Here is a 20,423-nt window from a genome sequence, read left to right on the forward strand (position 1 = left end):
ACGTCCCCGGGTCATCCGAAGATCTGAGGACGGTACAGGTGTATTTTCAGCCTCCGTACGGCGCTTCCGGCGCTTACCCCCCGAAGCAGGGCATGTACAACCCGGCGTTCGAGAAGGACGCCTGCGGCCTCGCCATGGTCGCGACCCTGCGCGGCGAGCCGGGACACGACATCATCTCGCTGGCTCTCGAAGCGCTCCGCAACCTCGAGCACCGCGGCGCGATCGGCTCCGACGCGGGAACGGGCGACGGCGCGGGCATCCTGACCCAGATGCCGGATGCCTTCCTGCGGGCGGTCACCGACTTCGAACTGCCCCCGGTCGGCGAGTACGCCGCGGGGCTGGCCTTCCTGCCGCGTGACTCCAGCGAGCGTCGCCAGCAGAAGGCGGGCATCGAGAAGATCGCCCGCAGCGAGGGACTCCGCGTCCTCGGGTGGCGCGAGGTGCCCACGGTCAACGACAACCTCGGCAAGCTCGCCGACGAGGCACGGCCCGCGTTCGAGCAGCTCTTCGTGAGCGCCGGCGGCACGACCCACGCGGATGCGCCTCTCACCGGCATCGCACTGGATCGCGTCGCCTACCGCCTGCGCAAGCGCGCCGGCCACGAGCTCGGCGCCTATTTCGTGACGCTGTCCGCCCGCACGCTCGGCTACAAGGGCATGGTCACCACGCTGCAGCTCGAGCCGTTCTACCCCGACCTGCAGGACGAGCGGTTCATGTCCGAGCTCGCGGTCGTGCACTCGCGGTACTCGACCAACACGTTCCCGTCGTGGCCGCTCGCGCAGCCTCTGCGCATGCTCGCGCACAACGGCGAGATCAACACCGTAGGCGGGAACCGCAACTGGATGCGCGCCCGTCAGTCGCAGCTCGAGTCCGAGCTGCTCGGCGACGTCGCACCGCTGCTGCCCATCTGCACCGACGGTGCGAGCGACTCGGCGTCGTTCGACGAGGTGCTCGAGCTCCTGACCCTCACCGGTCGCAGCCTCCCGCACGCCATCATGATGATGGTGCCGGAGGCCTATGAGAAGCAGTCGGACATCTCTCCGGAACTGCGCTCGTTCTACGAGTACCACTCGAACCAGATGGAGCCGTGGGACGGCCCGGCAGCCCTCATCTTCACCGACGGCACCGTGGTCGGTGCGACCCTCGACCGCAACGGACTGCGCCCGGGGCGCTGGACCGAGACGACCGACGGCCTGATCGTGATCGGGTCGGAGACGGGCGTGCTCACCTTCGAGCCCGAGCGCATCAAGCGCCGCGGGCGGCTGCAGCCCGGCAAGATGTTCCTCGTCGACACGTCCCAGCGACGCATCATCGAGGACGAGGAGATCAAGCACGACCTCGCGACCCTGCACCCGTGGCAGGAGTGGCTGGATGCAGGATCCGTGCGTCTGGCCGATCTCCCGGAGCGCGAGCACATCGTGCACCCGCCGGCATCCATCACGCGGCGTCAGCGCACCTTCGGCTACACCGAGGAGGAGGTCCGCATCCTCCTGACCCCGATGGGCCAGACCGGTGTCGAACCGCTCGGCGCCATGGGCTCGGACACGCCGATCGCGGTGCTGAGCAAGCGGCCGCGGCTGCTCTTCGACTACTTCACGCAGCAGTTCGCGCAGGTCACCAACCCGCCGCTGGACTCGATCCGCGAAGAGGTCGTCACGAGCCTCAAGCTGGGCCTCGGCCCGGAGAGCAACCTGCTCACGTGGGGACCAGACCACACCCGCACGGTGTCACTCGACTTCCCGGTCATCGACAACGACGAGCTGGCGAAGATCCGCCACATCGACAAGGCGCTGCCCGACCGTTCGAGCGTGACGATCAGGGGCCTGTACCACTTCGACGCCGGCTCGAACACGCTCGAGAAGCGTCTCACCGAGATGTGCGCCGAGGTCGACGACGCCATCGCGGACGGAGCCGAGTTCATCATCCTGTCCGACCGCGACTCGAACAAGGACCTGACCCCGATCCCGTCGCTGCTCATGGTGTCAGCGGTGCATCACCACCTGATCCGCCGCGAGAACCGCATGAAGGTCGGACTGATCGTCGAGGCCGGCGACGTGCGCGAGGTGCACCACGTCGCGACGCTGATCGGCTACGGCGCCTCGGCCGTGAACCCCTATCTGGCGATGGAGACGGTCGAGCACCTCGTGCGCACCGGCTACATCACCGGTATCAGCCCCGAGAAGGCGGTGCGCAACCTGATCTACGCGCTCGGCAAGGGCGTGCTCAAGATCATGTCGAAGATGGGCATCTCGACGGTGTCCTCCTACGCCGGCGCCCAGGTCTTCGAGGCCGTGGGTCTGAGCGAGGAGTTCATCGACAAGTACTTCACGCGCACCGAGTCGAAGCTCGGCGGAGTGGGCATCGAAGAGATCTTCATCGAGAACCAGGCACGTCACGACTACGCGTACCCCGAGGATGAGGCCGCCCGCGCCCATGAGCGCCTGTGGACCGGCGGCGAGTACCAGTGGCGTCGTGACGGCTCTCCGCACCTCTTCAACCCCGAGACGGTGTTCAAGCTGCAGCACGCCACGCGCGAGCGGCGCTACGACATCTTCCGCGAGTACACCCGGATGGTCGACGACCAGGCGGCGGAGCTCAAGACGCTGCGGGGACTCTTCTCGCTGCGCACCGGCACCCGCAAGCCCGTGCCGCTCGACGAGGTGGAACCCGTCTCCGCGATCGTGAAGCGCTTCTCGACGGGAGCGATGAGCTACGGCTCGATCTCGAAGGAGGCGCACGAGACCCTCGCGATCGCCATGAACCGGCTCGGCGGCAAGTCGAACACCGGCGAAGGCGGCGAGGACACCGATCGTCTGCTCGACCCCGAGCGCCGCAGCGCGATCAAGCAGGTCGCCTCCGGTCGCTTCGGTGTGACGAGCCTCTACCTCACCGAGGCCGACGACATCCAGATCAAGCTCGCCCAGGGCGCCAAGCCCGGCGAGGGCGGTCAGCTTCCGCCGCAGAAGGTCTACCCGTGGGTGGCCCGCACGCGCGGCGGGACGCCGGGTGTCGGACTGATCTCCCCGCCTCCCCATCACGACATCTACTCGATCGAAGACCTCAAGCAGCTCATCTTCGACCTGAAGCGGGCGAACCCCGAGGCTCGGATCCACACGAAGCTGGTGAGCCAGTCGGGCATCGGCGCGGTGTCGGCCGGTGTCGCGAAGGCGCTCAGCGACGTCATCCTGGTGTCCGGACACGACGGCGGCACGGGCGCGAGCCCGATGAACTCGCTGAAGCACGCGGGCACGCCGTGGGAGCTCGGTCTCGCCGAGACGCAGCAGACGCTCATGCTCAACGGCATGCGCGACCGCGTCGTGGTGCAGGTCGACGGCCAGCTGAAGACCGGGCGCGACGTCATCATCGGCGCCCTGCTCGGGGCCGAGGAGTTCGGATTCGCCACCGCGCCGCTCGTCGTGAGCGGATGCATCATGATGCGCGTCTGCCACCTCGACACCTGCCCGGTGGGTGTCGCGACCCAGAACCCGGTGCTGCGCGAGCGCTTCACCGGCAAGCCCGAGTTCGTCGTGAACTTCATGGAGTTCATCGCCGAGCAGGTGCGCGAGATCCTCGCGGAGCTGGGCTTCCGCTCGATCGACGAGATCGTCGGACGCTCGGACCTGATCGAGGCGAACGCCGCTTTGGAGCACTGGAAGGCCGAGGGTCTCGACCTGACGCCGGTGCTCGAGGGACCCGCGTTCCCGGCCAGCGAGCCGCGGCGCAGCCGTCGTGCGCAGGATCACGAGCTCGAGAAGCATTTCGACGTGCAGCTCATCGACATCGCGGGTCCTGCTCTCCTCAACGGGGAGCCGGTCGTGGTGGAGCTCCCGATCGCGAACACCGAGCGTGCCGTCGGAACGATGCTGGGTCACCAGGTCACCTCCCGGCACGGCGCGGACGGCCTGCCGCGCGGCACGATCGACGTCACGCTGCACGGCACCGCAGGGCAGTCGCTCGGCGCGTTCCTGCCGTCCGGCATCGTGCTGCGTCTGGAAGGCGATGCCAACGACTACGTCGGCAAGGGCCTCTCCGGCGGCGACATCTCGATCCGCCCGGCTCGAGGATCCTCCATCCAGCCGCACGAGAACGTGATCGCGGGAAACGTGATCGGCTACGGAGCCACCTCGGGGACCATGTTCCTGTCCGGCGTCGTCGGCGAGCGGTTCCTGGTGCGCAACTCCGGTGCGACAGCTGTCGTGGAGGGCGTGGGCGACCACGCCCTGGAGTACATGACCGGCGGCGTCGCGGTGATCCTCGGATCCACGGGGCGCAACCTCGGCGCGGGCATGTCCGGGGGAGTGGCCTACATCCACTCGCTGGACTCCGCGAAGGTGAACGCGCAGTCGCTCGGCAGCGGGGAACTGCGGCTCGAGCCGCTCGACCGCGCCGACCTCGAGGTGCTGCGCAGCCTGATCGCCGAGCACGTGGAGCGTACGGCATCGCCGCTCGGCTCCGACATCCTGGCGCGGTTCGATGAGACCGCCGGCCAGTTCACGAAGGTGCTTCCGCGGGACTACGCCGCCGTGCGCAGCATGCGCGAAGAAGCAGTCGCCGAGGGCATCGACCCCGACGGCGACATCGTCTGGAACCGCATCCTGGAGGTGACCGGTGGCTGATCCCAAAGGTTTTCTGAAGGTCACGGAGCGCGAGCTCCCGAAGCGCCGGCCGGTGCCGGTGCGCATCATGGACTGGAAAGAGGTCTACGAGCCGGGCGACCAGGCCGTGCTCAAGCGGCAGGCCGGCCGGTGCATGGACTGCGGGGTGCCGTTCTGCCACCAGGGCTGCCCGCTCGGCAACCTCATCCCCGAGTGGAACGACCTGACCTGGCGTGGTGAGGGCCGTGCGGCGATCGATCGCCTGCATGCGACCAACAACTTCCCGGAGTTCACCGGTCGACTGTGCCCCGCGCCCTGCGAGAGCTCGTGCGTGCTCGGCATCAACCAGCCTCCGGTCACGATCAAGCAGATCGAGGTCTCGATCATCGACGAGGCCTTCGCCAAGGGCTGGGTCGAGCCGCAGCCGCCTGCGCGCCTGACCGGCAAGACCGTCGCGGTCGTCGGCTCGGGACCCGCGGGCCTGGCCGCCGCCCAGCAGCTCACCCGTGCCGGTCACACCGTGGCCGTGTTCGAGCGGGACGACCGAATCGGTGGTCTGCTGCGCTACGGCATCCCCGACTTCAAGATGGAGAAGGGCCAGCTGGAGTCCCGCCTGCGTCAGATGCAGGAGGAGGGCACCCGCTTCCGCGCGGGTGTCGAGATCGGCAGGGACATCTCCTGGGCCGACCTCCGGGCACGCTATGACGCCGTCGTGATCGCGACCGGCTCGACCGTCCCGCGCGATCTGGCGATCCCGGGGCGCGACCTCGACGGCGTGCACTTCGCGATGGAGTACCTCGTCGAGTCGAACCACGCGGTCGCCGGTGACAAGGTGCCGGAGCAGATCACAGCAGAGGGCAAGCACGTCATCGTCATCGGCGGCGGCGACACCGGCGCGGACTGCATCGGCACCGCACACCGTCAGGGTGCGCTCAGCGTCACCAACCTCGCGATCGGCACGCAGCCGAGCACCGAGCGTCCTCCGCACCAGCCGTGGCCCATGATGCCGACGCTGTTCGAGATCTCCTCGGCTCACGAGGAGGGCGGCGAGCGGATGTTCCTCGCCTCGACCGTGGAGTTCCTGTCCAACGACGTCGGCGAGGTGCGCGCGCTGCGTGTGGCCGAGACCGAGTACGTCGACGGACGACGCGTGCCCAAGAGCGGCACCGAGCGCGAGATCCCCGCTGACCTGGTGCTGATCGCGATGGGCTTCACCGGCCCAGAGCAGGACGGCTACACCGAGGACACGCTTCCGCAGGTCACCGACCGGGGCGCCTTCCAGCGTGACGACAGCTACGAGTCCACCGTTCCCGGCGTCTTCGTGGCCGGCGACGCGGGTCGTGGCCAGTCGCTCATCGTGTGGGCGATCGCCGAGGGTCGTGCCGCGGCGGCCAACGTCGATCGCTTCCTGATGGGGACGACGGTGCTCCCCGAGCCCGTGCGCCCGCACGAAGTCGCTATCGGCCTTCAGCCCGCGTAGGCTGAGCGGCGGCACCGTCGCCTGAGTTCTGAATCCCCCCCTCTACCCTGGAGAATCTGTTGAGACGCGCGAAAATCGTCGCCACCCTGGGCCCCGCCACCTCCACCTATGAAACCGTGCGTGCACTGATCGACGCCGGCGTGGACGTCGCCCGCCTGAACCTCAGCCACGGCGACTACTCCGTGCACGAGAACAACTACGCCAACGTCCGTCGGGCAGCCGACGACGCCGGCCGCGCTGTCGCCATCCTCGTCGACCTGCAGGGCCCGAAGATCCGACTCGGCAAGTTCGAGGCCGGCCCTTACGAGCTCGCCAAGGGCGACATCTTCAAGATCACCACCGAAGACATCATCGGCAACAAGGACATCTGCGGCACGACCTTCAAGGGCCTGCCCCAGGACGTCAAGCCGGGCGACTTCCTGCTGATCGACGACGGCAAGGTCCGTGTCGAGGTCGTCGAGACCGACGGCGTGACCGTCACGACGCGCGTCATCGTCGCGGGTGCGGTGTCGAACAACAAGGGCATCAACCTGCCAGGCGTCGCCGTCAACGTCCCCGCGCTCAGCGAGAAGGACGAGGACGACCTCCGCTGGGGCCTGCGCATCGGCGCCGACCTCATCGCGCTGTCGTTCGTGCGCAACGCCGAGGACGTGTCGCGCGTGCACGAGATCATGGCGGAAGAGGGCGTCAAGGTCCCCGTCATCGCCAAGGTCGAGAAGCCGCAGGCCGTCGACGCGCTCGAAGAGATCGTCGACGCGTTCGACGCGATCATGGTCGCCCGTGGCGACCTCGGCGTCGAGCTCCCGCTCGAAGCCGTCCCGATCGTGCAGAAGCGCGCCGTGGAGCTCGCCCGTCGCAACGCGAAGCCCGTCATCGTGGCGACGCAGATGCTCGAGTCCATGATCAACAGCCCGGTGCCGACCCGTGCCGAGACCTCCGACGTCGCGAACGCGGTTCTCGACGGTGCGGACGCCGTCATGCTCTCCGGCGAGACCAGCGTCGGCGACTACCCGGTCGTGGTCGTGGAGACCATGGCCCGCATCATCGAGTCCACCGAGGAGCACGGTCTGGAGCGCATCGCGCCGCTCACCACCAAGCCGCGCACGCAGGGTGGCGCCATCACGCTCGCGGCCCTCGAGGTCGCCGAGTTCGTCGAGGCGAAGTTCCTCTGCGTGTTCACGCAGTCGGGTGACTCGGCTCGCCGTCTGTCGCGTCTTCGTTCGCGCATCCCGATGATCGCGTTCACGCCGGAGCCCAGCATCCGTCGTCGCATGGCGCTCACCTGGGGCATCCGCTCGAAGCTCGTCGACATGGTGCAGCACACCGACCTGATGTACCTGCAGGTCGATGACTACCTGCTCTCCAGCGGCCTGGCCGTCGAAGGAGACAAGGTCGTCGTGATCTCCGGTTCCCCTCCTGGAATCGTGGGGTCGACCAACGACATCCGCGTCCACAAGGTCGGGGATGCCGTGAACGGCGCAGCCCCCATCTACAAGGAAGCCACGGTCTGACCCTGACCGCACGACGAAGGGGCGGGACGATTCGTCCCGCCCCTTCGTCGTGCCCGCGTGCGGCGCGAGCGGCCCGTCAGCGGCGTATCGTCGGAGGGACGTGGATCGGCGGGGGAGGGTGACATAGAGATTCTCAAGAGAGCGGGATGGTGGGCGGCGGATTATGCCTACGCGGCCTACTGGCAGGTCCGTTCGGCATTCGACCATCGCGATGCGCAGTCCTTCACGGACGGTGATGCAGCCCCGATCGTGATCCTCCCCGGCGTCTATGAGACCTGGCGCTTCCTGCAGCCGCTCATCACGGCGCTGCATGAGCGGGGTCATCCCGTCCACGTCGTCCAGACCCTCGGGCGCAACCGGCGACCGGTGCGCGAAGAGGCGGATGCCGTCACCGCCTTCCTCGAGGAGAGCGGACTGACGGACGTGCTGCTGGTCGCCCACAGCAAGGGCGGGCTCGCGGGAAAGCTCGCGATGACGGGTCCAGCGGCCCACCGTGTGCGTGCGATGCTCGCCATCGCCACCCCGTTCGGCGGCTCACGATACGCGCGGATGCTGCCGGGTCGGACTCTCCGGGCCTTCTCGCCGACGCATCCGTCGATCGTCGAGCTGGCACGCGCTCTGGACGTCAACCAGCGGATCGTGTCGGTGTACGCGGAATTCGACCCGCATATCCCCGAGGGGAGTGAACTGAGCGGCGCCCGCAAGAACGTGCGCGTCGCGACCGGTGGACACTTCCGGATCCTGGCGCACCCGCGTGTCATGGCGGAGGTCGCGGCGCTGTCCGAGAGCTGAGGATGCCGGCCGCGACCGCGGCTCCGATCGTGCTCCACGCCCTCTGGCCACCGGAGGTACGCCGCCTGCTCGTGTCGGCTGTACTCTGGTGCAGGCGTCGGGGCCGTGACCTCCGCAGTCCGCGCCCTCACCATGGATGACCTGACGATCGAACCCGCTGCAGTCGATGGCCCGCCGAGCACGCCGGCTTCGTTCGGTGTGCCGTGCGAGGCGGACGTCACCGCCGAGGTGCTCTCGGGCATGCGGCCGGGGAGCATCGGGGTCCGCTATCGCCTGGCCCGTCGGTTCCGCACGTACGACGCGATCGCGTGTGTTCCCGTCTTCCTCGCCCAGACCCGATCGAGCGACACCGTGCGGGGGGAACGGGGGGAGCGGATCCACGCGGAGCGGACCTACCGTCCCGTGACGGTCGGCGGTCTGCCCGTCGAGGCGACACGCGAGAACCTGGATGCCATCATCAGGGCCGCAGTTCCCGAGACCGTCGTCCGCGCCCATCACCCCGCATTCGCCGAGCGCGAGCTCCACGATGCGATGCTGCCGGCTCTCGATCGGTACCTGCTGATCGATGACCAGGTGTGGATCGCGGTCTGATCCTGTTCGGTGCCGGCGGTGGGACTCGAACCCACACGCCCTTTCGGACAAAGCATTTTGAGTGCTCCGCGTCTGCCATTCCGCCACGCCGGCTCGTGTGTCGCGTCTTCGACTGTAGCGCAGGGCGAGAGTCGTCTCGGTCAGCCTGGGCGTCGCCAGAGGACCTGTCAGGCGCTCTCCACTAGGATGGGTCTGTGACCGAGCAAGAACAGGCAGCCGAGCAGCCCACGTCATCCGCACCCCGACGCGTCGTCGTCGCCGAGGACGAATCGCTGATCCGTCTCGACATCGTCGAGATCCTCCGCGACAACGGCTTCGATGTCGTCGGCGAGGCCGGCGATGGGGAGACCGCTGTCGCACTCGCCACCGAGCTGCGCCCCGACCTCGTCATCATGGACGTCAAGATGCCTCAGCTCGACGGCATCAGCGCCGCCGAGAAGCTGCACAAGGGCAACATCGCTCCGGTGGTGCTCCTCACGGCCTTCAGCCAGAAGGAGCTCGTCGAGCGTGCGAGCGAGGCCGGCGCGCTCGCGTACGTCGTCAAGCCGTTCACCCCGAACGACCTGCTGCCGGCGATCGAGATCGCCCTGGCTCGCCACGAGCAGATCATCACGCTCGAGGCCGAGGTCGCCGACATGGTCGAGCGCTTCGAGACCCGCAAGCTCGTCGATCGCGCCAAGGGGCTGCTCAACGAGAAGATGGGCCTCTCCGAGCCCGAGGCGTTCCGTTGGATCCAGAAGGCGTCGATGGATCGTCGCCTCACCATGCAGGACGTGGCGAAGGCGATCATCGAGCAGCTCGCTCCCAAGAAGTAGGCGATGCTTCGGCTGGATGCGGAGCACTCGCTGCGACCGGTCCAGGTCGGAGACGGTGCCGCCCTGGCACGCGCCTACTCCGCGAACCGCGAGCATCTGGCACCGTGGGAACCCCGCAGGTCGCCGGAGTTCTTCACCGCCGAATGGCAGGAGAAGGACGCCAGGCGCTGCGTCGACGACGCGACAGCCGGGCGTGGTTCCCGTTTCGTCGTGGAATCCTCCGACGGCGAGATCCGCGGACGGATCAATCTCAACAACATCGTCAGGGGAGCCTTCCGCAACGCCGATCTCGGCTATTGGATCGATCACTCGGTTCAGGGCAGAGGACTCGCCTCCGCGGGTGTGCGGCTTGTCGCGGAGTATGCGGCATCCGAGCTGGGCCTGCACCGGCTGCAGGCGGGTACGTTGCTGCACAACGCCGGCTCTCAGCGGGTGTTGACGCGGTGCGGGTTCACTCGGATCGGCATCGCCCCGAGATACCTGCAGATCGCGGGGGAGTGGCAGGATCACGTGCTGTTCCAACTGCTCCTCGAGTGACGCCGCGTCGACGAGAGGCTGTCTGCGTTCGCGAGCCTCGTTGATCCCGGCCGGAGCCGCCGCTAGCGTTGGACATGAGGTGGTGACGTGATGGACGATGCATTCAAGACGGCTCTCGCGGGGCTTGAAGCTCCGGAGACCCAGCTGACGGAGCTTCCGTTCTCGTTCCTGTCCGTGCTGCCGATCACCGGCGCCTCCGTCTCCACTCTCGGCGACTTCCTCGGCAGCCAGACCGTCTCGGCTACGGACGAAGCAGCAGCGTGGCTCGACGAACTCCAGTTCGATCTCGGCGAAGGTCCCTGCTGGGATGCGATGAGGTGGGCCAAGCCCGTGATGGAGTCCGAGCTTCGCGGACGCTCGGGCGCCGAGCGGTGGCCCGCCTTCGCCCGGGCCGCCCAGACCGGACAGGCCGCCTCGATCTTCGCCTTTCCGCTGGCCGTGGGCGGCCTGCGATTCGGCGCCATAGATCTGTATTCTCACCACGCATTGCGTCTGGATCAGGTCCAGACGTCGCGGGCGTCAGCCATGGCAGCGGTCGTCGCCCGGCGGGTGCTGAGGGACCGGATCGACGAGCTCGAGGTCCCGGACGAGAGCACGCTGCCTCCGTTCTCGCGACGCAAGGTTCACCAGGCGACCGGAGTCGTGCTCGCGCAGCTCGACATCGATGCCGACGAGGCGCGCCTCCTGCTCCACAGCCGCGCGTTCGCGACGGAGAGCTCGGTGATGACCGTCGCCGAGGACGTGCTCGCGGGGCGAATCGTCTTCACCAGGGAGTCCGGCGCGATCGAGGTCGACTCATGACCGCGATCGAGCGGGATCGGCGTCTGCTGCGCACCTTCGCCCAGCTCGCCGACACGCTGGTCGACGAATACGACGTCGTCGAGCTCATGCAGCAACTGGCGGACACCTGCAGGGAAGAGTTGGGCGTCGCTGCTGCGGGGATCCTGATCGCGGATCCGAGTGACGAACTCGAGCTGGTCGCCTCGACGAGCGAGTCGGCACCCGTGGTCGAGGCCCTGATGCTCGGCTCCCAGGGTCCCGCGGTCGCGAGCTATCAGCGCGGCCAGACCGTCGCGGTCCCCGTCATCGATGAGCTCGGGACGGGCTGGGATGACTTCCGGCTGTCTGCGCGGGCTTCGGGGTTCACGTCCATCGTCGCGATCCCGCTACGGCTCCGCGACCAGACCATCGGCACCCTGACCCTCCTGCAGACGGCCGGCGCGATGCCGACCGAGGACGACCTCCTCATCGCGCGTGCCCTCGCCGACGTCGCCACGATCGGGATCCTCCACGAGCGGGTGCTCCGCGAGACGGAGATCCTCACGGCACAGCTGCAGCACGCGCTGAACAGCCGCATCGTGATCGAGCAGGCGAAGGGCGTCGTCTCGTACACGAAGGGCGTGCCGATCGATGAGGCCTTCACCCTGATCCGAGATCATGCACGCCGGCATTCTCGACGGCTCGGCGACGTGGCCCGCCAGATCGTGGAGCGCCGACTCACGCTCGACTAGGGTAGCGGTGCGTGGCTGTCAAGGCCCACGCGGATCGTATGATCGATTCCTACGCTGACACATGATGCCCCGGACCCCGGCATCCTCGTCCATCGAGATCGGGGGTTCGGATGAAGAACATCGTGACGTCCATCGGAACGTTCACCACGGGAGATCTGCTCGCAGACGCGGTCGGACGCTATGCGCTCGCACTCGCGCACGCCTACGATTCGGCGGTCATCGAGGTGCCGTACCTGACCGCCCAGGGGACGCTCCAGCGCGCCGAGCTGCGTGTCGGCTGGCTGGTCGACATCGGGATCGTGACCGCGGAGGGCGATCAGGATGAGGTGATCGACACCGATGCCCTTCGCATCCTGGACGACTGCTGCGAGGAGCTCGAGCGCGACAGATGGCCGCAACTGCCGCCCGAGCAGTCCTGGGCCTACTGGGAGACGGTGCTCTGACAGGCGCGTAGTCAGCGCGCGGGGGCATCCTTGATCATGTTGGTGATTCGGATCGTCGAGCAGCGGCGGCCCTGGTCGTCGGTCACGACGATCTCGTGCACGGTGATACTGCGGCCGAGGTGCACCGGAGTGCAGACCCCGGTCACCACCCCGGAGGTCGCCGAGCGGGTGTGAGTGGCGTTGATGTCGACGCCAACCGCCAACCGCCCCGGCCCTGCATGCAGGTTGGCGGCCATGGAGCCGAGCGACTCGCCGAGCACCACATAGGCCCCGCCGTGCATCAGGCCGACCGGCTGGGTGTTGCCCTCCACGGGCAGCGTCGCGACGCACCGCTCGGTGGAGAACTCGAGGAACTCCATCCCCATCTTCTGAGCGAGAGCTCCCATGCCCCGGGCTGTTGCCCAGTCGAGTCCTGCATCGGTCGTGGGCTCGCTCATGGATCCTCCTCAGCGGGTGTCTGTCGTCCTCGTTAGGCTGACAGGGTGACGGACTCCGCAAAGCCTACCCTCATGGTCGTCGACGGCCATTCGCTCGCCTATCGTGCCTTCTTCGCCCTGCCGGTCGAGAACTTCACGACCAAGGACAACCAGCACACGAACGCCATCTACGGCTTCCTGTCGATGCTCGTGAACCTCATCAAGGCCGAGCAGCCCACGCACATGGCGATCGCGTTCGACACCTCCCGCCACTCGTTCCGCACCGACGTGTACCCCGAGTACAAGGCGACCCGTTCGGAGTCCCCGCAGGAGTTCCGCGGACAGATCCCCCTCCTCCAGGACTGCCTGGCGGCGATGTCAATCCCGGTGCTGACGAAAGAGGGGTTCGAGGCCGATGACATCCTGGCGACGCTCTCGACGCAGGGCGCCGAGCAGGGCTACGACGTGCTCGTGGTCTCGGGCGACCGCGACACCATCCAGCTCGTCACCGACGACGTGACGCTGCTGTACCCCTCGGTCCAGGGCGTCTCACAGCTCAAGCGATACGACCCCGTCACGGTGCAGGAGCGGTACGGCGTCCGGCCCGAGCAGTACCCCGACATCGCGGCGCTGGTGGGGGAGACCAGCGACAACCTCCCCGGCGTGCCGAAGGTCGGCGAGAAGACCGCCGTCAAGTGGCTCACCCAGTTCGGCTCCCTCGACGACCTGCTCGAACGCGCAGAGGAGATCAAGGGAGTGGTCGGCGGAAACCTGCGCGATCACATCGAGGACGTGCGTCGGAATCGCCGACTCAACCGCCTGCTTCGCGACGTCGAGCTGCCGGTCGCTCCCGGCGATCTCGCGGTCGCTCCCATCGACCCGCAGGCGGTCCGCGACATCTTCGCGCGGCTTGAGTTCCGCACCCTGCTTCCGCGTGTGTTCGAGGCCGTCGGCGCCGGCGAGGTCGCAGACGACCCTGCGACCGTGGTGGTCATGCCCGAGCCCGTGCAGGTGTCCGCCGACGAGTTCCTCGCCTGGGCAGAGGCTCAGTCCGGCGATGTCGCGCTCCGTCTGCTCCTCCAGGGCGGTCTGCCGTCCCGACTGGGTGCGGCGACCGACGGCGAGCTCCGCGAGCTGGACTGGTCCGACGATGTCGCGGCCGCACTGCGGACCTGGCTCGAATCCGAGAGTCCCAAGGTGCTCCACGACGCCAAGCCCCAGGTGAAGGCGCTGCGGCGTGCGGGGCTCGGCCTCGGAGGGCTCGCCTACGACACGAGCCTCGCCGGCTGGCTGCTGCGGCCGAGCTTCCCGGACAAGACCCTCGGAGACCTCGTCGAGCGGTATCTCGGGGAGAAGCTCCCCGAAGCCGACCCCACTCAGCTGGTTCCTGAGACAGAGGGCGCCACGCCCGCGCAGGAGGCCTGGTTCGCGCTGCGGGTGGCGACCGCGCTGCGTGAGGACATCCCGGAGTCCGTGGCGACGGTCCTCACGGACATCGAGCTGCCGACTCTCCTGACGCTCGCCGACATGGAGGTCGCCGGAGTGGCCGTCTCGCACGACGTGCTCTCGACCTTCTCGGGCGAGCTGGCCATCCGTGCCGACGGCCTCGCGAAGGAGGCGTTCGGGATCGTCGGTCGGGAGTTCAACCTGGGCTCGCCCAAGCAGCTGCAGGAGGTGCTGTTCGACGACTTGCAGCTTCCGAAGACCCGGAAGACCAAGACGGGATACTCGACGGATGCCGCGGTCCTGGCCGACCTGCAGGAGTCGCATCCGCATCCGTTCCTCGGCCTGCTGCTCCAGCACCGCGAGGCGACCAAGCTGCGGCAGATCATCGAGTCCCTCGACACCGCCATCGGCGCGGACCACCGGGTGCACACGACCTACGTGCAGACCGGCAGCCAGACCGGGCGCCTGTCGAGCACCGACCCGAACCTCCAGAACATCCCGGTGCGCACGGAGGAGTCGCGGCGGATCCGCAGCGCATTCCAGGTGGGTGAGGGATACGAGACCCTGCTGACGGCCGACTACTCGCAGATCGAGATGCGCATCATGGCGCACCTGTCCGGTGACGAAGGGCTGATCGAGGCGTTCAACAGCGGCGAGGACCTGCACCGTTTCGTCGGCGCTCGGGTCTTCGGCGTCGACCCGTCGGATGTCACCGCACCGATGCGCACCAAGGTGAAGGCGATGTCGTACGGCCTGGTCTACGGTCTCTCGGCGTTCGGCCTCTCGAAGCAGCTGCGCATCGAGCAGTCCGAGGCGAAGCAGCTGATGGTGGAGTACTTCGCCCGGTTCGGCGCGGTGCGCGACTACCTCAGGGCGTCGGTGCTGGCGGCGAAGGAGGTCGGCTACACGGAGACCATCTTCGGGCGCCGCCGACCGTTCCCCGACCTCGCGAGCCCCAACAGGGTGCTGCGGGAGAACGCCGAGCGCGCGGCGCTCAATGCGCCGATCCAGGGGAGCGCGGCCGACATCATGAAGATCGCGCTGCTCCACATCCACGACGATCTGAGATCCGAAGGGCTCGCCTCTCGCGTGCTGCTGCAGATCCACGACGAGCTCGTGGTCGAGGTGGCGCCGGGGGAGTGGGACGCCACCGAGCGGATCGTGCGCGCCCGCATGGGCGATGCTGCTGACCTGCGGGTCCCGCTCGACGTCCAGGTCGGTCGCGGACTCGACTGGAACGAGGCCGCGCACTGAGTTCGCGCCGTCGCCGCAGGCCGATATCCTGCGGCGACGCGACGGTCCCGGACTACGCTGAAGGGATGACCTCTTCTCCCCGAACCCCCACTGCCATCGACACGGTCGCCGATGAATGGGTCGACACCCTGGCGGTGCTCGCTCCGACGCTCGGCACGTACATCGGTCGGGATGAGGTGAACGACCGATTCGGTGATCTGAGCCCGGCCGGCCACGAGGAGATCGCGTCCGCCACCCGCACGACGCTTGCGAAGCTCGCAGCGCTCGAACCCGTCGACGCGATCGACGAGGTCACGAAGACCGACCTCTCCGCCGAGCTCGCCCTCGACCTCGAGCTGCACGATGCGAACTGGCACCTGCGCGACCTCAACGTGATCGCCTCGGCGGCGCAGGACGTGCGTTCGGCGTTCGACCTGATGCCCACGGCGACGGCGGACGACTGGAGCGTCATCGCGACCCGCCTGGCGGCCGTTCCCGACGCGCTGCGTGGCTACACCGAGACGCTGCGGGCCGGTATCGCTGCAGGGGTCACTCCTGCCCGACGCCAGGTCGTCGAGGTCGCCACGCAGATCGATCGATACACCGCCGACGACGGCTTCTTCGCGGCATTCGTCGCCGAGGCGGCGCCGCAGGAGGGCAACCTGCCCGCCTCGCTCGCGCGCACCCTGGCCGACAACTCGGCTGCGGCCCGGGTCGCCTATGACGAGCTGCGCAGCTTCCTCGCCGAGGAGCTGGCCCCGGCCGCCACGGAGGTCGACGCGGTCGGCCGCGAGCTCTACGCGCTGAACTCCCGCCGCTTCCTGGGTGCGACGATCGATCTCGACGAGACGTACGAGTGGGGCCGTGAGGAGCTCGCGCGCATGGTCGCCGAGCAGACCGCCATCGCGAACGAGATCCTCCCCGGCGCGTCGGTCGAAGAGGCCGTCGCGCACCTCGAGGCGGACCCCGCCCGCAAGCTGGTCGGCACGGAGGCCCTGCAGCGGTGGATGCAGGAGACCAGCGACCGCGCCGTCGCCGAGCTCGGTGCCACCCACTTCGACATCCCCGAAGCGATCCGCACCCTCGAGTGCATGATCGCGCCCACGCAGGAGGGCGGGATCTACTACACCGGGCCGACGGACGACTTCTCGCGTCCCGGTCGCATGTGGTGGTCGGTCCCCGAGGGGGTCACGGAGTTCGACACCTGGCGTGAGCTGACCACGGTCTACCACGAGGGCGTGCCGGGGCATCACCTGCAGATCGCACAGGCGGTGTACAACCGCGCCGAGCTGAACTCGTGGCGTCGCCTGCTGGCCGGGACGTCCGGTCATGCGGAGGGCTGGGCGCTGTACGCCGAGCGACTCATGCAGCAGCTCGGATACCTCGACGATCCGGCCGACCGCCTCGGAATGCTCGACGGTCAGCGCATGCGCGCGGCGCGCGTCGTGCTCGACATCGGAGTCCACCTCGGAAAGCCCCGGCTCGACGGCGAGGGCATCTGGGATGCGGAGTACGCGTTGGACTTCATGCGCAAGAACGTGAACATGTCGGACCAGTTCGTGCAGTTCGAGGTCAATCGCTACCTCGGCTGGCCGGGACAGGCGCCCTCGTACAAGGTCGGTCAGCGGATCTGGGAGCAGGTGCGGGACGCGTACCAGGCCCAGCGCGGTGACGATTTCGACGTGAAGGAGTTCCACAAGCGGGCCCTGGACATGGGCGGCGTGGGACTCGACACGCTCCGCACCGCGCTCCTGAAGCGCTGAGGGAATGCATCCACCCCGCTCGCTGTTCATTCAGCTGAATAGAAAGGGCTGACATGAGCATCGAGTTCGGGCTGGACACCTTCGGAGACATCACGAGAGGCGACGACGGCGAGCTCCTGACCGGCGCGCAGACGATCCGCAACATCGTCGAGCAGGCGGAGCGAGCCGACAGCGTCGGCGTCGACTTCTTCGGAGTGGGGGAGCACCACCGCACGGAGTTCGCCGTCTCTGCACCCGAGATGGTGCTCGCCGCGATCGCCGGACGCACCCGCAGCATCCGACTCGGCACGGCTGTCACGGTCCTGTCGTCGGATGACCCTGTCCGCGTGTACGAGCGCTTCGCGACCCTGGATGCCCTCTCGGACGGCCGTGCCGAGGTCGTGCTCGGCCGCGGATCGTTCATCGAGTCCTTCCCTCTCTTCGGCTACGACCTCCGCGATTACGACGCCCTTTTCGAGCAGAAGCTCGAGCTGTTCGTCGAGCTCCTCAAGGAGGAGCCGGTGACCTGGTCCGGCACGATGCGCGCGTCGCTCGAGAACGCGAACGTCTTCCCGAAGACGGAGAACGGTCTGCGCACGTGGGTCGGTGTCGGTGGCAGTCCTGAATCGGTCGTGCGGGTGGCCAGGCACGGGCTCGGCCTGATGCTCGCCATCATCGGCGGTCCTGCGGGTCGCTTCCGTCAGTTCGTCGACCTGTACCACCGCTCGGTCGCCTCATTCGGCACGACGTCGCATCCGATCGCCGTTCATTCACCTGGCCACATCGCCGACACGGACGAGGAGGCCTGGGAGGCCGCGTACTCCGGGTTCGAGGCGATGAACAACACCATCGGACGCGAGCGCGGGTGGCCCCCGTACAGCAGGGCACGGTTCCAGAACGACGTCGGCCCCGCCGGTGCGCTGTACGTCGGCTCCCCGGACCGGGTCGCCGCGAAGATCGCCGATACGGTCACGACACTCGGTCTCGGACGCTTCGATCTGAAGTACGCCACGGGCACGCTCTCGCACGATGCGATGATGCGCAGCATCGAGCTCTACGGCACCGAGGTCATCCCTCGTGTGCGAAAGCTGCTCGCAGACCGCGACTGACGCACGCGCTCGGCAGTGCGGCGGACGCCTCTACGATGAAGGCATGGCCAACACCGCGCTGCCGAGCCGGGCATCGATCGCCGGACGTCTCGACGACCTTCCGTTCACGCGTCGCCATCTTCGTCTGCTCACCGGTTCCGGGGTCGGGTGGGCGCTGGATGCCATGGACGTCGGGCTCATCTCGTTCATCCTTGCGGCCCTCACCCAGCAGTGGGGCTTGAGCAAGACGGATGCCGGATGGATCGCCTCCGTCGGGTTCATCGGGATGGCGCTCGGCGCCACGCTGGGTGGTCTGCTGGCCGACAAGTGGGGGCGGCGGCAGGTCTTCGCGCTCACCCTGCTGGTCTACGGCGTGGCCACCGGAGCCAGTGCGCTCGTCGGGGGACTGGCCGCACTGCTCGTGCTCCGGTTCCTCGTCGGACTCGGCCTCGGCGCCGAGCTCCCCGTCGCGTCCACGTACGTGAGCGAGTTCGCGCCGGCGCGCATCCGCGGACGCCTGATCGTGATCCTCGAGGCGTTCTGGGCGCTCGGCTGGACGGCGGCCGCGCTGATCGGGTTCTTCGTGATCCCGGCATCCGATGCGGGCTGGCGGTGGGCGTTCGCGCTCGGGGCGATCCCGGCCGTGTATGCGCTCATCGTGCGTTGGGGTCTCCCCGAGTCCCCGCGATGGCTCGCATCGCGCGGGCGGATCGCCGAGGCCGATCGGATCGTCTCCGCCTTCGAGGCGGATGCCGGGGTGATCGCAGAACCTGCGATCCGACGTGAGCCCGTGTCGCGCGCTATCGCCGTCACGGCCAGGGCGCGGCTGACGACGCTGTGGAACGCCGAGTTCCGGGTGCGCACGGTGTGCCTGTGGATCGTGTGGCTCTGCGTGAACTTCGCCTACTACGGCGCCTTCATCTGGATCCCCAGCATCCTGGTCGATGCCGGCTTCGACCTCGTGCGGTCCTTCGGCTTCACGCTCATCATCACCCTGGCGCAGCTGCCGGGGTATGCCGTCGCCGCCTGGCTGATCGAGGTGTGGGGACGACGGATCACCCTGTCGGTGTTCCTGATCGGCTCGGCCGTCGCGGCCGTCTTCTTCGGCACCTCCACGACCGAGGCGGCCATCATCGCCTCGGGGATGGCCCTGTCGTTCTTCAATCTCGGAGCCTGGGGCGCGCTGTATGCGGTCACCCCGGAGATCTACCCTACGTCGCTGCGCGGCACGGGTGCAGGCTGGGCCGCCGGCGTCGGCAGGATCGCGTCGATCATCGCCCCGCTGGCTGTGCCCGTCCTGCTCGTCGCCGGGGGAGCACCGGTGCTCTTCGCCGTCTTCGGCGCCTGCTTCCTCGCGGCGGCCGCCGCCGCATGGGGACTCGTCGACCGAGGCGGCGTCGCGCTCGACGACCGCTGATGCGCTGAGTGTCCGAGCGCGGGAATAGGCTGTCGTGGTGACAGACGTGCGCTACGTGGCCATCGGCGATTCCTTCACCGAGGGAGTCGGTGACGTGCTCCCAGACGGTCGGGAACGAGGCTGGGCCGACCTCGTCGCCCAGGGGTGGGCGGATGCCGCAGGGCACGCGATCAGCTACGCCAACCTCGCGATCCGCGGCAGGCTCGCCTGGCCGATCGTCGAGCAGCAACTTGAGCCGGCGCTCGCTCTGCGTCCCACCCACCTGTCGTTCAACGGCGGTGGCAACGACATGCTGCGTCCGCGCACCGACCTCGAGCACATCGCCGACGCCTTCAGCAGGGTTCTCCGTCGATGCGATGAGGAGGGAGTCACCCTCATCCTGCTCTCCGGCGCCAACCCGAGCGGTCAGCTTCCCATGGGCTCGCTCGTCCAGCGCCGCGGCGACCAGCTGTCCGAAGCGGTGCTGCGCCGGGTGGAGGGACGCGATGATGTGGTACGAGCGCTGAACTGGCCGGATCGCGAGCTGGCGCGGCCCGCGTACTGGTCCGAGGACCGCCTGCACATGAACGCCGCGGGGCATCACCGGGTCGCCGCGCGCGTGCTGCACGGCCTCGGCTTCGAACCACCCGAGACCTGGTGGTCGCCGACGTCACTGGCGGCAGCGGGGCCGGCCGGCCTGGCCTATTACCGCGAGTACGTCGGCCCCTGGGTACGGCGTCGTGTCACCCGCACCTCGTCGGGCGACGGGCGCGCGGGCAAGTACCCGACCTGGGTCGAGAGGGTGCCGCAGTCGTGACCGACATCGA

The 20,423-nt window shown here is 68.2% G+C and carries 16 protein-coding genes and 1 tRNA gene; 15 read left to right on the forward strand and 2 right to left on the reverse strand.

What is annotated here, in order from left to right; translation table 11 throughout:
• Positions 1-92: 92 nt before the first annotated feature.
• From gltB to ACESK8_RS02840, 5 genes are all read left to right on the forward strand, one after another.
• Positions 93-4,616: a glutamate synthase large subunit gene (gene gltB, locus ACESK8_RS02820; RefSeq protein WP_372967165.1), complete on the forward strand. Its 4,524-nt coding sequence runs from the start codon at positions 93-95 to the stop codon at positions 4,614-4,616.
• Positions 4,609-6,075, forward strand: a complete 1,467-nt coding sequence (locus tag ACESK8_RS02825; protein ID WP_372967166.1) for a glutamate synthase subunit beta — start codon at positions 4,609-4,611, stop codon at positions 6,073-6,075. The genes gltB and ACESK8_RS02825 overlap by 8 nt, the downstream gene beginning before the upstream one ends.
• A 59-nt stretch (positions 6,076-6,134) precedes the next feature.
• Positions 6,135-7,586, forward strand: coding sequence for a pyruvate kinase (gene pyk / locus ACESK8_RS02830; RefSeq protein ID WP_060926003.1), 1,452 nt, complete (start codon positions 6,135-6,137; stop codon positions 7,584-7,586).
• A 249-nt stretch (positions 7,587-7,835) separates the two neighbouring features.
• On the forward strand, positions 7,836-8,378 hold the full coding sequence (locus ACESK8_RS02835; protein WP_372967167.1) for an esterase/lipase family protein: 543 nt from the start codon (positions 7,836-7,838) through the stop codon (positions 8,376-8,378).
• 105 nt (positions 8,379-8,483) lie between these two features.
• Positions 8,484-8,969 carry a hypothetical protein gene (locus ACESK8_RS02840; RefSeq protein WP_372967168.1) on the forward strand — a complete coding sequence of 162 codons (486 nt, stop codon included), beginning with the start codon at positions 8,484-8,486 and terminating at the stop codon, positions 8,967-8,969.
• A 10-nt stretch (positions 8,970-8,979) separates the two neighbouring features.
• Here ACESK8_RS02840 and ACESK8_RS02845 read toward each other — a convergent pair.
• Positions 8,980-9,062, reverse strand: a tRNA-Leu gene (locus ACESK8_RS02845).
• Between the two features lie 101 nt (positions 9,063-9,163).
• Here ACESK8_RS02845 and ACESK8_RS02850 point away from each other — a divergent pair.
• The 5 genes from ACESK8_RS02850 to ACESK8_RS02870 all read left to right on the forward strand — a co-directional run bounded on the left by ACESK8_RS02850 (position 9,164) and on the right by ACESK8_RS02870 (position 12,275).
• Positions 9,164-9,784 carry an ANTAR domain-containing response regulator gene (locus tag ACESK8_RS02850; RefSeq protein ID WP_042536652.1) on the forward strand — a complete coding sequence of 207 codons (621 nt, stop codon included), beginning with the start codon at positions 9,164-9,166 and terminating at the stop codon, positions 9,782-9,784.
• A gap of 3 nt (positions 9,785-9,787) precedes the next feature.
• On the forward strand, positions 9,788-10,321 hold the full coding sequence (locus tag ACESK8_RS02855; protein WP_372967169.1) for a GNAT family N-acetyltransferase: 534 nt from the start codon (positions 9,788-9,790) through the stop codon (positions 10,319-10,321).
• Positions 10,322-10,411: 90 nt separating this feature from the next.
• Positions 10,412-11,122, forward strand: a complete 711-nt coding sequence (locus ACESK8_RS02860; RefSeq protein WP_372967170.1) for a GAF and ANTAR domain-containing protein — start codon at positions 10,412-10,414, stop codon at positions 11,120-11,122.
• Complete coding sequence (locus ACESK8_RS02865) at positions 11,119-11,832, forward strand: GAF and ANTAR domain-containing protein (protein ID WP_372967171.1); 714 nt, start codon at positions 11,119-11,121, stop codon at positions 11,830-11,832. The genes ACESK8_RS02860 and ACESK8_RS02865 overlap by 4 nt, the downstream gene beginning before the upstream one ends.
• A 110-nt stretch (positions 11,833-11,942) precedes the next feature.
• Positions 11,943-12,275 carry a hypothetical protein gene (locus ACESK8_RS02870; RefSeq protein WP_372967172.1) on the forward strand — a complete coding sequence of 111 codons (333 nt, stop codon included), beginning with the start codon at positions 11,943-11,945 and terminating at the stop codon, positions 12,273-12,275.
• A gap of 11 nt (positions 12,276-12,286) precedes the next feature.
• On the opposite strand, the gene ACESK8_RS02875 is transcribed toward ACESK8_RS02870, so the two are convergent.
• Complete coding sequence (locus ACESK8_RS02875; protein WP_372967173.1) at positions 12,287-12,712, reverse strand: hotdog fold thioesterase; 426 nt, start codon at positions 12,710-12,712, stop codon at positions 12,287-12,289.
• A gap of 45 nt (positions 12,713-12,757) precedes the next feature.
• Between ACESK8_RS02875 and polA the strand changes: the two genes are divergently transcribed.
• The 5 genes from polA to ACESK8_RS02900 all read left to right on the forward strand — a co-directional run bounded on the left by polA (position 12,758) and on the right by ACESK8_RS02900 (position 20,413).
• The gene (gene polA / locus ACESK8_RS02880) at positions 12,758-15,391 is read left to right on the forward strand and encodes a DNA polymerase I (protein WP_372967174.1); all 2,634 of its coding nucleotides are present in this window, start codon (positions 12,758-12,760) and stop codon (positions 15,389-15,391) included.
• A 65-nt stretch (positions 15,392-15,456) separates the two neighbouring features.
• On the forward strand, positions 15,457-17,133 hold the full coding sequence (locus ACESK8_RS02885; RefSeq protein WP_372967175.1) for a DUF885 domain-containing protein: 1,677 nt from the start codon (positions 15,457-15,459) through the stop codon (positions 17,131-17,133).
• Between the two features lie 53 nt (positions 17,134-17,186).
• Complete coding sequence (locus tag ACESK8_RS02890; RefSeq protein ID WP_372967176.1) at positions 17,187-18,221, forward strand: LLM class flavin-dependent oxidoreductase; 1,035 nt, start codon at positions 17,187-17,189, stop codon at positions 18,219-18,221.
• A gap of 43 nt (positions 18,222-18,264) precedes the next feature.
• Positions 18,265-19,617, forward strand: coding sequence for an MFS transporter (locus ACESK8_RS02895; protein ID WP_372967177.1), 1,353 nt, complete (start codon positions 18,265-18,267; stop codon positions 19,615-19,617).
• A 46-nt stretch (positions 19,618-19,663) separates the two neighbouring features.
• Positions 19,664-20,413: an SGNH/GDSL hydrolase family protein gene (locus ACESK8_RS02900; protein WP_372967282.1), complete on the forward strand. Its 750-nt coding sequence runs from the start codon at positions 19,664-19,666 to the stop codon at positions 20,411-20,413.
• Positions 20,414-20,423: the final 10 nt, after the last annotated feature.

The sequence above is a fragment of the Microbacterium sp. genome, from assembly GCF_041641055.1.
In the GTDB taxonomy this organism is placed as follows: domain Bacteria; phylum Actinomycetota; class Actinomycetes; order Actinomycetales; family Microbacteriaceae; genus Microbacterium.